General features: G+C 63.7%; 10 protein-coding genes and 1 pseudogene. 2 read left to right on the top strand and 9 right to left on the bottom strand.

Features of this window, described 5'->3' with window-relative positions; translation table 11 throughout:
* Positions 1–194 precede the first annotated feature (194 nt).
* Positions 195–1160 (top strand): Bug family tripartite tricarboxylate transporter substrate binding protein, encoded by a 966-nt coding sequence (locus AC629_RS17705; RefSeq protein ID WP_084806326.1) that lies wholly within the window; start codon positions 195–197, stop codon positions 1158–1160.
* 44 nt (positions 1161–1204) lie between these two features.
* Here AC629_RS17705 and AC629_RS17700 read toward each other — a convergent pair whose 3' ends face one another.
* From AC629_RS17700 to AC629_RS17690, 3 genes are all read right to left on the bottom strand, one after another.
* Positions 1205–2839, bottom strand: coding sequence for an alkaline phosphatase family protein (locus AC629_RS17700; protein ID WP_084806324.1), 1635 nt, complete (start codon positions 2837–2839; stop codon positions 1205–1207).
* Positions 2840–2937: 98 nt separating this feature from the next.
* Positions 2938–3978, bottom strand: coding sequence for a GTPase ObgE (obgE, locus tag AC629_RS17695; RefSeq protein ID WP_084806322.1), 1041 nt, complete (start codon positions 3976–3978; stop codon positions 2938–2940).
* Positions 3979–4104: 126 nt separating this feature from the next.
* Positions 4105–4584: a MaoC family dehydratase gene (locus AC629_RS17690; RefSeq protein WP_084806321.1), complete on the bottom strand. Its 480-nt coding sequence runs from the start codon at positions 4582–4584 to the stop codon at positions 4105–4107.
* A 208-nt stretch (positions 4585–4792) separates the two neighbouring features.
* Between AC629_RS17690 and AC629_RS17685 the strand changes: the two genes are divergently transcribed.
* A complete protein-coding gene (locus AC629_RS17685; protein ID WP_084806318.1) occupies positions 4793–5707 on the top strand; it encodes a DMT family transporter in 915 nt (304 codons plus the stop codon).
* 79 nt (positions 5708–5786) lie between these two features.
* Here AC629_RS17685 and AC629_RS17680 read toward each other — a convergent pair whose 3' ends face one another.
* From AC629_RS17680 to AC629_RS17655, 6 genes and pseudogenes are all read right to left on the bottom strand, one after another.
* Positions 5787–6704, bottom strand: coding sequence for an MBL fold metallo-hydrolase (locus tag AC629_RS17680; protein WP_084806351.1), 918 nt, complete (start codon positions 6702–6704; stop codon positions 5787–5789).
* A 93-nt stretch (positions 6705–6797) separates the two neighbouring features.
* Positions 6798–8003 carry an NAD(P)/FAD-dependent oxidoreductase gene (locus AC629_RS17675; RefSeq protein WP_084806316.1) on the bottom strand — a complete coding sequence of 402 codons (1206 nt, stop codon included), beginning with the start codon at positions 8001–8003 and terminating at the stop codon, positions 6798–6800.
* A 44-nt stretch (positions 8004–8047) separates the two neighbouring features.
* Positions 8048–8878, bottom strand: coding sequence for an alpha/beta fold hydrolase (locus tag AC629_RS17670; RefSeq protein WP_084806350.1), 831 nt, complete (start codon positions 8876–8878; stop codon positions 8048–8050).
* A gap of 259 nt (positions 8879–9137) precedes the next feature.
* Positions 9138–10035 (bottom strand): annotated as a pseudogene (locus AC629_RS17665) (helix-turn-helix domain-containing protein).
* A gap of 246 nt (positions 10036–10281) precedes the next feature.
* Positions 10282–12297 (bottom strand): PAS domain-containing sensor histidine kinase, encoded by a 2016-nt coding sequence (locus AC629_RS17660; RefSeq protein WP_168195515.1) that lies wholly within the window; start codon positions 12295–12297, stop codon positions 10282–10284.
* A 40-nt stretch (positions 12298–12337) separates the two neighbouring features.
* On the bottom strand, positions 12338–12775 hold the full coding sequence (locus tag AC629_RS17655) for a response regulator transcription factor (RefSeq protein WP_084806312.1): 438 nt from the start codon (positions 12773–12775) through the stop codon (positions 12338–12340).
* Between the last annotated feature and the right edge of the window lie 11 nt (positions 12776–12786).

Below are 12786 nucleotides of genomic sequence, written 5' to 3'. Positions count from 1 at the left end.
ACGAATTGCTCGGGCTTGGTAACGGCGGAGCAAGAAGCCGGCGCCGATGAGGCCTGCTTTTGCAGCAGGACGATGGCCGGCGCAAGGCGGCCGGCATGGGAAATGGCCAAGGTCGGCCTTGTCTTGAACCTTGTCTTGGGCGTGCAGGCCCGGTTCTAATGCCGCCAACCGATAATGGGCTCGAGGGGAAACGTATGGATCGCCGCGAATTCATGGCTGGATGTCTCGGCCTGCCGCTGCTGGCGCAGGCGGGCGCAGCGCAGGCACAGGCCGCGCTTACAAAAATCATCTTCCCGTTCGCGGCGGGAGCCGGCGGCGATACGCTGTGCCGGCTGATCGCGCAGGAAATGGCGCCGGTGCTGCAACGGACCATCGTGGTCGAGAATCGCACCGGCGGCGACGGCCTGATCGGCATCAAGGCGGTCAGGGGTGGCAGCGCCGATGGCAGCATGGTGCTGGTGACGACAGGCCCGACCATGTACCTGCTGCCGATGGTGGAGACGATTCCGAGCTTCGACACGGCGAAGGATTTCATGCCGGTGTCGCTGCTGGCGCGGTTCGAATTCGCCGTCGTGATCGGTCCGGCGATCGATGCCACCGATTTCAAGGGATTTGTCGCCTGGCTGAAGGCGCACCCGGACAAGACGTCATTCGGCGTGCCGAGCAACGGCACGATCCCGCATTTCACGGGCTCCAAGCTCGAGAAGGATCTCGGCATTCCGTTGACCCGCGTGCCCTATCGCGGCAGCGCGCCGATCCTCAACGACATCATTGGCGGCCACATTTCTTTTGGGATCACCACGCTGGCGGATGCGCTGCCGCAGCATCGCGCCAAGGGCGTGAAGATCATTGCGGTCTCGAGCGCGGAACGTTCGCCCTTTGCGCCCGATGTCCCGACGCTGAAGGAGAGCGGGATCGATCTCATCGCCGATGCCTGGTACGGCATGTGGCTTCCCGCCGGCAGCCCGCCGGAATTCGCCGGCAAACTCGGCGCGGCCGCGAGCGTCGCGCTCGCAAGGCCCGACGTGAAGGAAAAGCTCACCGCGATCGGCCTGATCCCGGTCGGCAGCACGGCGGACGGGCTATCCCGGGAGCTCGCCGCCAACACGGCGTTCTGGCAGCCGATCGTGAAGGCGACGGGATACAAGATCGATAATTGAGATCTTCTCCCTCTCCCCGCTTGCGGGGAGAGGCGAAAGCACCCTCACATCTTCGCGCGCTGTGCGATGCCATCCTTGATAGCCGCGAGCTCGGCTTCATCCCAAACGCCGATCAAAATGCCACCCTTCACCTGGAGCTGATTTTCGGCGTACGCCGCGATCTTCTCGCGCGGCGTGGTGATATGGTCGTTCGGATGCAGCGCCCAGTCGAACAGTTCGGCCTGCAACCGCGCGATGATGCCGGCGCATTCGGGATCATCGCCGCGATCGACGTATTCTTCCGGATCGGTTTCGAGGTCGTACAGCATCGGGCGGAAGCCGGAGGCGTGGATGTATTTCCAGCGGCCGTCGAACACCATGAACAGGCGGCAGCGTTCGATCGGCTGGTTCAGCTTCAGCCGGACATCCTGCATGGCGTAGTCGTATTCGGAGAACGCCACCTTGCGCCAATCCGCTGGCGTCGGGCCGCGCAGCAGCGGCAGCAGCGAACGCCCTTCGAGGATGTGGCCCGGCACCTTGCCGCCGAAATAATCGACGAAGGTCGGAGCGAGATCGATGCCTTCGACCAAGGCATTGCTGCGCGTGCCGCGCGTGGCGTCGGCCTCTTTAGATGGATCGATGACGATCAGTGGAATCTTGGCCGACTGTTCGTGGAACAGATCCTTCTCGCCCATCCAGTGATCGCCGAGATAATCGCCGTGATCGGAGGTGAACACGATCATGGTCGTCTCCAGCAGGCCGCGCTCCTCCAGGAATTTCATCAGCACGCCCATCTGGTCGTCGATCTGCGTGATCAGGCCCATATAGGTCGGGATCACCTTCTCGCGGGCGTCGTCCCGCGCCATGTTGCGGGAATAGCGCATGTCCATGTAGGCGCCGAACACCGGATGCGGGTTCTGCCGCTCGCGCTCGGAGCGGATCACCGGGATCATGTCGTCCGTCGAATACATGCTGGCGTAGGGTTCGGGCGCAATATAGGGCCAGTGCGGCTTGATGTAGGACAGATGCAGGCACCACGGCCGGCCATCGGTTTCGGCTTCGCTGATGAAGTCCATCGCGCGCCGCGTCATGTAGGGCGTTTCGGAATGCTCGTCCGGTACGCGCGCGGCCTTGTCGGCGTGCACGAGCAGCCAACCGTTCTGCAGGGAGCCGTCGTCGGCCGCGCCCGAATTGGCCCAGTGCTCCCATGGATTGGTGGCTTCGAATCCCTGCTGGCGCAGATACTCGTCGTATTTGGGTCGCGGCCTTCCCGACGGGTGCAGGCCGTCGTCGCGCTCATAAGGCTCAAAGCCGCATTCAGCGACATGCACGCCGATCATCGACTCCGGTGGGATGCCGAGGGCCTTCATGCCTTCAAGGTCGGGCGCCATGTGGGTCTTGCCGACCAGCACGTTGCGCACGCCGATCTTCTTGAGGTGATCGCCGAGCGTGGGCTCGCCGACACGCAAGGGCCAGCCGTTCCAGTGCGAGCCGTGCGAGCGCATGTAGCGGCCGGTGTAGAACGACATCCGCGACGGGCCGCAGATCGGCGACTGTACGTAAGCGCTGGTGAACAGCACGCCGCGCCTGGCCATGGCGTCGATGTTGGGCGTCTTCAGCGTGGGATGGCCGGTGCAGCCGAGATAGTCATAGCGAAGCTGGTCGCACATGATCCAGAGTACGTTCTTCGCACGCGCCATGCTTCGCCCCTGTCGCTTCTTGATTGTTCGATGCTGCGCTATCGCGTCAGCGAAGACAAGCGGGGCGAGATCAAGCCGACTAAATCAGGCTGACCAAATCAGGCCGACCAGGGCTCTGCTTCGGCCGCGCTCTTGGCCTTGCTGGACACCGGGCTTTCGCCAATCAGGTCCGCAAGTGCGCGCAAGGCTTCCTTCACGCCCTGGCCGGTCGCGCCGGAAAGCAGCAGCGGCGTCTTCTTGGCGGCGCGCTTCAGCCGGTCCTTCTGCTTCTTTAATTCGTCCGGCTCGACCGCGTCGATCTTGTTCAGCGCAACGATCTCGATCTTGTCGGTCAGCAGCCCGCCATAGGCGTCGAGCTCCTTGCGCACCGTCTTGTACGCCTTGCCGGCATGTTCGCAGGTTGCGTCGACGAGATGCAGCAGCACGCGGCAGCGTTCGACATGGCCGAGGAAGCGGTCGCCGAGGCCCGCGCCTTCATGCGCGCCTTCGATGAGGCCGGGAATGTCGGCCAGCACGAATTCGCGGCCGTCGGCATTCACGACACCGAGCTGCGGATGCAGCGTGGTGAAGGGATAGTCGGCGATCTTCGGTTTTGCCGCGCTGACCTTGGAGAGGAAGGTCGACTTGCCGGCATTGGGCAGGCCGACAAGGCCGGCATCCGCGATCAGCTTCAGCCGCAGCCAGATCCAGCGTTCTTCACCGGGCTGGCCGGGATTGGCGTTGCGCGGCGCGCGGTTGGTCGACGACTTGAAATGCGCGTTGCCGAAGCCGCCATTGCCGCCTTCGGCCAGCACGAACTTTTCACCGACCTTGGTGAAGTCGTGGATCAGCGTCTCGCGGTCCTCGTCGAAAATCTGCGTGCCCACGGGGACCTTGAGCACGATCGCCTTGCCGTTGGCGCCGTGGCGGTCCGAGCCCATGCCGTTCTCGCCCTTCTGGGCCTTGAAATGCTGCTGATAGCGGTAGTCGATCAGCGTGTTGAGGCCGTCGGCGACCTCGATGACGACATTGCCGCCGCGGCCGCCATTGCCGCCGGAAGGACCGCCGAATTCGATGAACTTCTCGCGGCGGAACGCCACGCAGCCGTTCCCGCCGTCACCGGAGCGGATATAGACCTTTGCTTCGTCGAGGAATTTCATGGGCCATAGGTAGGCCAGCCGGGCAGGCGCGGCAACCCGAATTGACCCGTGGATCGGCCGAATTTCCGCGAATTTGGGCCCTTGCTTAACCCCAAGACGACTTCGAAGCCGCCTTCGAAGCCGACTTCAGAGGGGGCGGCGCCGGATCAGGAATTTCTGCGTGCCCTCCAGCACCAATTCCTTACGCTGGTTGAACACGGTGCTTTTGAGCGTCACTGCGCCGGTTGTGCGGCCCGGCACGAGCTCTGTGACCTCGAGCGCGGGATAGATGGTGTCGTCGGCGAACACCGGTTTGAGGAACCGGCTCGATTGCTCGAGGAAGCCGACCAGGGACTCCTCGACCATGAACGGAAACAGGCCTGCGCCGGGCGCGGTGTGAATCAGCGTCTGAAAGCCGTGGGCCAGCAGGTGCGGCATGCCGCGGCTGCGGCAATACTCCACATCGTAATGCACGGGGTGGGTGTCGCCGCTCGCGGTCTGGAATGCCGCGAACACCGCCGAGGTCTGGGTCCGGCTCGGCAGCACGAAGCGTTCGCCGACCACAAAATCCTCAAACCAGCGTTGCGTGGGGATCATGCGATGTTGGGCCGGGTCGAAGTCGGTCATGTCCATGCTCTCTCGTTCGGGAGACACCTATCGCTACCGCGCCGCGAGGCGTGCGACAATCCGTTCAATTCGGTGGAGGTGGGCTTGTCCGGTGCGTCCACGTCATTAAAACGATCGCAAGCGACGGTAGTCGCGGTGTCCTGACGCTCCCTCCGCTCGTCATTGCGAGCGAAGCGAAGCAATGACGGGTTTTCCACGACCGACAGCCATGCCCCTGTTCAAGAAACTCTCCGCCTATGACGACCGCTCGGCACCCCTGGCCGGCATTGCACTCATGGTGCTGTCGATCTTCATGTTCTCGTTCGGCGACGCCATGGGCAAGTTCCTGGTCGGGACGTATTCGGTGGGGCAGCTGCTGTTCTTGCGCGCCTGTGCGGCGCTGCTGCTGCTGGCGCCGCTGATCTGGCGGCAGCGTCGTCAGTTCCTGCATCTGGAGCGGCCGCTCCTGCAGCTCTTCCGCGTCATCCTGTCGACGCTGGAAGTGGCCGCCTTCTTCCTTGCGACGGTCTATCTGCCGCTGGCCGACGTCATTACCTATTATCTGGCTGGACCCATCTTCGTCACCGCGATGTCGGCGATCTTCCTGGGTGAGAAGGTCGGCTGGCGGCGCTGGACCGCGATCCTGATCGGCTTCTGCGGCGTGCTGATCGCGTTGCGGCCGTCGGCGCAGACGGTGAGCCTGCCGGCACTGATCGCGCTTGGCGGCAGCCTCTCCTTCGCAACGCTGATGCTGATCACGCGCAGCCTGCGCAAGACGCCCGACATCGTGATGGCATCCTCGCAATTCATCGGCACGTTTTCGCTGGGCGCTGTGCTGTCGGCAGTCCACTGGGTGCCGCCGACGCCTGGGAGCCTCGTGATCTTCGCGCTGGCAGGATGCATCTCGGTGACCGCGCTGTTCTGCGTCAATCGCTCGCTCAAGCTGGCGCCGGCGAGCGTGGTGGTGCCCTACCAATATTCGATGATCGTCTGGGCCGTCATTTTCGGCTTCGTCGTGTTCGGCGATGTGCCACAGGTCGCCACCATCGTCGGCGCCGCCATCATCATCGGCGCCGGCTTCTACATCTATTTGCGCGAGCGCGATCTTGGCCGTCGAAGCACAGACGTGAATCCTCCGGCTTGAACGCGGCAAAGAAGGATAGGGCGCGAACTCATTGACGATCTGAGCGCGCGCCCCCCGCTTGGCCTAACGCAGCAAACGGTCAGTAGTCCCAGAAGACCGGCACCCAACGAAAGGCGTCGCCGTCGACCGCGACCCGGCCGACGGACGGGAACGGCAGGTGAGTGGCCACCAGCATCTCGCCGCTCTCTGCAAGCTCTCGCAAGAGCCGGACCCGAACGCGCGCCGCCTCCTCGGGATCGTGTTCGAAACCGTTATGCCAGTCGGGTTGGTCGAACCCGACGGCAAACACGGCGTCGCCGGCGAATGTCAGCGCCTCGCCGCCCGACGCCACGCGAACCACGCTGTGTCCGGGAGTGTGGCCGCCGGTGCGACGTGCGACCACGCCGGGCGCAATCTCGTGCTCCTCATCGAACTGCCGCAGTTGGCTCCCGTACTCCTTCACGAACCGCTTGGCGGCCGACCGAAGCGCATCGGGAAATCCCTGCGGCATGTTGGTGTGAGTGAAATCGGGCGATTCCCAGAATTTGACCTCGGCGGCCGCCACGTGGATCCGCAGGTCCTTGCGCAGTCGCTCCTTCACACCGTCGACCAGCAGTCCGCCAACGTGGTCCATGTGCATGTGGGTCAGCACCAGATCGGTCACGGACGAAAGATCGATGCCCGCGGCCTCCAGTCGCTTGAGTAACTGCCCGGCCCTCGGCAAGTTCAGGTCCGGATCGGAGCCCAGCCCGGCATCGATGAGGATGGTCTTGTCGCCGCTACGGACCATGACTGCATTGAGCGCCCAGTCGAAAGCGTCCGGCGGCAGGAACATGTCGTGCAGCCAGGTCGCCCGGTCGGCCGGGGCGGCGTTGTGCCCGAGCATGACGGTTGGTAGCGGTAGCACGCCGTCGCTGACTACCAGCACGTCGATCTCGCCGACCTTCACCGCGTAGCGCGACGGGACGAGCTCCTCGGGTCCCGATGTAACGGAATATGAAGTGTTGTGCAGGTTCATGCTTGTCTCCTGTTTCATGGGAAAGGTCCCTGGCTGGTCATGGTTGTGCAGGCCGCGCAGCCAGGGGAGTGCGGCCGCCGTCGTTTCGTGGGTCTAGAGGTCAGTCACACGTTCCGGATCAGCCGACGCGAGCGCCGCGGCGCGCTCGGCGCGGGGCGGGTAGATCCAGACAGTGTTGATCTCCTGCTTGGTCTTCTTGGCGGTTTCGCCGACCATCTCGACCTTGCGCTCCCAGCCGCGCGTGAACAGCGCGCCGGCTTCTCCGAGGTCGAGGCAGGTGACGTAGACCTTCTGGTGATACGGCCTGATCGGAACGCCCAGGAGTTCGGCAGCAGCATTGTTGCCGGCAAAGGCGCCCATTCGTGTCGCGTGCTGACACGACATCAGCGCGTAGTTGCCGTCATCGTCGCACGGGGCCCTCGCGGCATCGCCGGTGGCAAAGACGCCGTCCACGGAAAGCACGCGCAGTTCGCGGTCGACCAGCAGCCGGCCTAAATTGTCGCGCTCGGCGGGAATCTGTGCGGCCAACGGTGCGGCGCGCATGCCGGCCGCCCAGATCACGGTCGCGCTTTCGATGTGCTCGCCAGTGGAGAGCGTAACCCCGGACTTGTCGAGCGAAGTGACGCCGGCTCCGAGTCTTGTCTCGACCCCAAGCTTGCGCAGCGCATCCTCGATGATGGGGCGGGGACCTGCACCCATATCGGGTGCGATCGCCTGGTTGCGGTCGACGATAACGACGCGCGGCTTGACATCCTTGCCGAGGATCTCGCGCAGCCGCGACGGAATCTCGGTCGCGGCCTCAATACCGGTGAAGCCGCCGCCCGCAACGACGACAGTGTCGCGCGCCTTGGATGCGGGCCGGCTCGACAGGCCATGGAGGTGCCGGTCAAGCGCGATGGCGTCGTCGAGCTGATCGACGCTGAAACCGTGCTCGGCGAGACCGGGAATGTTGGGCCGGAACAGCCGGCTGCCGGTGGCGACGACCAACCGGTCATAGGGGAGCTGCTTCTTTATGCCCTTGGCCGCGGCGATATCGATCACCCTGGTCCTGGTGTCGATCGTCTCGGCACTGCCTTGGACGTAGATGACGTCGATCGCCTTCAGCACGTCCTGAAGCGGCGCCGTCAGGGTTTCCGGCTTCGGCTCGTAGAGCCGCGGGCGAACCACCAGCGTCGGCTCGGGCGCAACCAGTGCGATCTCGAGCTTCTCGGGCGAAACACCCTGGATGTCGCGCAGTCGGGCGGCGGAGAGGGCGGCGTACATGCCGGCAAAGCCGGCGCCAATGATGACGAGTCGCATGTCGAATTATTCCTTGGTTCGGTTCTTTCCAGTGAAAGCGAGGGCTACGCCGTCACGAATTTGAGCAAGTCGGCGTTGATGATGTCGGGATGTGTCGTGCACACGCCGTGCGGCAGCAGGTCGTAGATCTTCAGGGTGCTGTGCTTCAGAAGCCTGGCCGACAGCGGCGCCGAGTCCGCGACGGGAACGATCTGGTCGTCGCTCCCGTGCAGGACGAGCGTCGGCACGGAGATGGCTTTCAGATCTTCGCTGAAGTCGGTTTCGGAGAAAGCCTTGATGCAGTCGTAGTGCGCCTTGGCACTGCCCATCATGCCCTGACGCCACCAGTTCCAGATCACGGCCTGTGAAGGCTCCGCGCCCGGCCGGTTGTAGCCATAGAAGGGGCCGCTCGCGAAATCGAGGTAGAACTGCGGCCTGTTGGCGGCGAGCTGCCGACGCAGGCCATCGAATATCTCGAGAGGCAGGCCGCCTGGATTGGCTTCGGTCTTCAGCATCAGGGGTGGCACGGCGCCGATGAGAACCAGCTTGGCAACACGATCCCGGCCGTAACGCGCGACGTAGCGCGTGGCCTCGCCGCCACCGGTCGAGTGGCCGATGTGAATGGCGTTGCGGAGATCCAGATGCTCGACGAGCGCTGCGACGTCGGCCGCGTATTGATCCATGTCGTGTCCATCGCTGACCTGACTCGAGCGGCCATGGCCGCGGCGGTCATGCGCGATGACGCGAAAGCCTTTGCCGAGGAAGTAGAGCATCTGCGCGTCCCAGTCGTCGGAGCTCAGCGGCCAGCCGTGGTGAAAGACGATCGGTTGCGCGGACTTCGGTCCCCAGTCCTTGTAGAAAATCCGCACGCCGTCGCTGGTGGTGACTGACGTCATGGCACCGCTCTTTTCGGCAAGGAGAAGCGAAGCTTTCGTGTCCTTGCCTGCCGCCGAGGTCGAGCGGACGGTCATCGAAGCCGTGTACATGAGTGTGGTTGCGAGAATCTTCCGGCGCGAGATGCCGGCGATTCGACTGACGGAGCTGATCAAGGCCATCTGTTCGTTTCCGTTTTCATTGCTATGGGCAAGACGATCTCTACAGAGCTGCATGTGCCGATGCCCCAGCGCGATTGACGCGATTGCAGAGCGATTGCTGCTAACGTGCGCGTCGTCTCCAATCGGTGGGGGTTTCGCCGGTCAGCCGCCTGAACGCTGCGGCGAAGGCGGTCTGCGATGAGTAGCCGAGCGCGGCCGCTACCGAGACGACCGAAGCTTCAGTGTCGCGCAGCATGTTCGTGGCCTGCCCGAGCCGGTGCTGGCGCAGCCAGGCGTGCGGCGACAATCCGGTGCTTTCCTTGAAGGCACGGCAGAAGTGGAAGCGCGACAGACCGGCATCCGAGGCGAGCGCGGCGAGCGACACATCGGTATCGCTGTCCGAGCGCAGCCGTTCGATGGCCCGCCGCAGGACGTTCGGTGACAGGCCACCCAACGCCGGCTGCACCACAATAGGCGCGCCCGCATGCGCGGCCAGAAGACGCGTCGCGAGAAGATCCGTCAGTTGTTGCCTGAACAGCGTGTCGAGCGCGGCATTGCCGTCCAGGACGTCCACGGCACTCATCAGCAAGCGGGATGTGACGGGGGTCGGGATGTACCGTCCGCTCCACGAGATCGCTGGACGTGCTGACATCGGCTTCACCGGCCACGCGCATCAGCGTTCTGTCGGGCAGATAGAGCTGAAGCACATGCATGGGCTGGTGGATGTCCCAGCGTGAGGTCGAACCGGCAGGAATGATGGTCACTACGCCCGGACGCGCCGTCCCGATCGAGGTCGCCTTTCCCGTGCGCCGCTCCAACCGCTGCACACCGGTCGGGTAGGTCATGATGACGTGATCGGTCATCGGCTTGACAGTCTCGTGGAGCGGCTCGTGCTTCCAGTAAGCGATGGTGCCGCTAGCCGGCTCGGATGCCATGCGGAAGGGACGGGTCCTGAGCACGCGCGCCATTTCCTCGTCGGCGGGACGGCGCGCGCCGATCGGCATTTCACTTCCGTGCATATCGGACGCGACGGGCTGGTCTGCCGGAGGAGTGTGCAAGTTGGTCTTGCTCATGGAGGTCCGCTCGCATCGGAGGCATGTCGCGCAAGCCGGCGCGACGCAGTGCTTTCCCTGTGCTGCGATCATGAGGTCGGCGGCCGCACGACGGAATCGTGCAGCAGCACTGGTTCCGCTGTTTCAGCGAATAGACTGACCTGTACCTAGGGATAGTATGGGGTGGATGCGTGCCGTTACGCACGCGATGCCTCAGGCAGGCACCGGAAGCGCGAAGTGAAAATGTGCGCCACCGTTCGGGCGATTTGCACCCGAAATGCTGCCGCCATGCGCGCCGATGATCGACTGGCAGATGGCAAGTCCAATGCCTATTCCAGCATCCTTGGTGCTGAAGAAGCTGTCGAAGACATGCGCGAGATCCGTTGCGGCAATTCCCGGCCCATTGTCGAACACGGAAAATCCGACCGCCCCTCCATCGTCGACCGACGTCTGGATATCGATCCGTCGCGTCGGCTGTCCGGATTGCACAATCGCCTGGACGCTGTTGACGAGCAGGTTGATGATCACTTGCTGCAGCTGAATCCGGTCCCCCAGCACCTGCGGAAGCCCCGGAGCAAATGTCGTTGAGAGGGTGATCGATTTCGAATCGATATCGTGGCGAATGAACAGCAGGGCTTCCCTGGCAATCTCATTGATGTCCAGGAGACGCTTCTCCGGTTCGTGCTTCGCGGCCATGCTCCGGATGCGGTGGATGATCTCGCTCGCGCGGCGGGCATTCGTCACGATCCGTGAGGTGAGCTGCGTGACTTTCTCGATGTTTTGATCGGTGCGCGCCAGCCACCGCAGACTCGTCTCGCCATTGGTCACGATGGCCGCAAGCGGCTGATTGATCTCATGGGCGATAGACGTCGCCAGCTCTCCGAGTGTTGCGATGCGTCCGGCATGAGAGAAATCGGCCTGCAACTTGCGGAGCTGCCGTTCCGCGTTGAGCCGCTCGCTAATGTCCTGGATGGTGATGAAGGTGTTGTCCAGTTGCTCGGGGGGAACGGGATAGGTGACCGTGAACAGGACGTCGATGATCGAGCCGTCGAATGCGCGTATCCGGGTTTCCTCGATCAGATTGCGCCGGCCTTCGAAGTGCGCAACCATGACGCGCTCGGCAAGACCCGGCGCGGCGGCAAAGAGATATCGAACCGGCTTGATCAGCTCGGCGGGATTTTGGGCGCGAAACAGTGACATCGCGTCCCGATTGACGTCCGTCACACGAACGATGTCCTTGGCATGTTCGACGAGGTCGGGGGTTCGACTAAGGTAGCTCGCAATATCACGAACGCCCCTTGCCTTCAGCGCATCGAAAGCCTCGCCGGCGCGCCGTGAATCGACCTGCCAGAGTGCCGTCGGCAGGTTTTGGATGAGCCGGCGATATCGCTCCTCGCTCGCTTGCAGCTCCCAGGATGTGCGGTAATCGCTGACTGCGCCATTGATCGTCACGAGCAGGGTGCCGGGCGGCTTCGGCCCCGCGGAATGCCAGACGCGGACGATGGGATTGCGGATGGCCCCGCTCAGCACCATCCTGCGAGTCTCGAGCTGCGAACGGCCGCTTGCGACCTGCTCGATCAGCTCGGCCAGAACGATACGGCTCTCCGCCGGCCAGAACGTGCCAATCGGCTGGCCGATCATCTGCTCGTGCCCGGCATGGGCACCGAACATGCGGACCGCGCGATCGTTGACAGCCAGGATACGAGTCGCGGTCAGGAGCCCATCAACCCAGTCGGGGCGCAGATTGAGATCGACGGGCGCTCCATTGCGCCCATTCTCTGCGATCGCATCGAGCATCGGCCGGGCGGCCGATGTGTCCAGCTCCCAGGACGCGGCCAGCGAACCCTGCAATTCGGCGTCCATGCGCAGGTACTCGGTCTCGGTGAGCGGGGTCGCGTCGCGCCCGAACTCGACGATATCGCGCACCACGCCGGCTGCGTCGCGCCGGACGACCTGCCTCACGACAGCAACGACTTCTGCGCCCGTCACGCTGCGCCGGAAGACGATGCCGTCCCATCGGCCTTCGCGCAGCAATGCATCGATATAATCGATGCCGGCGCGCTCGCGCGATCCAATCTCGCCGAGGTGTCGGCCGATCATCGCCAGGGCCGGCCAGCCGTACAGGACTTCCGAAGCCGCATTCCAATACTGGATGACGCCGTGAGGGTCGCTGATGATGACGCTCTCGGAGGAGAGGTCGGCGAGCTCCGTTCCTTCAAGAGAGATCACGGGGCTTGTCTGATTCCCCGGAGAGGCCTGGCGGGCGAGATTAGTCATCTGACGTTGGACCCCGTCCATCGTTGCGTCGCGAGCGTCCAGCGTGATCCATCGCATTCTGGAGAAGATGAAACAGCACCTCGTCATTGACCGGCTTGGTCAGACACGCATAGGCGCCACCTTTCAGTGCCCGCACGCGCGTTGCCGGATCCGTGTCGGCGGTGATGAAGATGACCGGCATTGACGAGCCCAGTTCCCGTAGTCTCTCCTGCAACTCGAGCCCGCTACGGCCCGGCATGCTTACGTCGGTGATCAGGCAATCGAAGCGGTCTGGCGCGAACTCGGCCATGAAGGTTTCCGCCCGCTCGAAGGTGCGACACGCCACATCAAGGACCAGCAGGAGATCGGAAAGAGCCTCTCGCACCGCTTCATCGTCATCGACGATGGCTACTAAAGGCGTCTTGGGCAAGCAGATGTCTTTCGCTGGCATGGCCTCGCGAC

Origin of the sequence: Bradyrhizobium sp. NAS80.1, from assembly GCF_001908205.1 — a bacterium.
Classification (GTDB): domain Bacteria; phylum Pseudomonadota; class Alphaproteobacteria; order Rhizobiales; family Xanthobacteraceae; genus Bradyrhizobium.
This window is presented reverse-complemented; position numbering and strand designations above follow the sequence as displayed.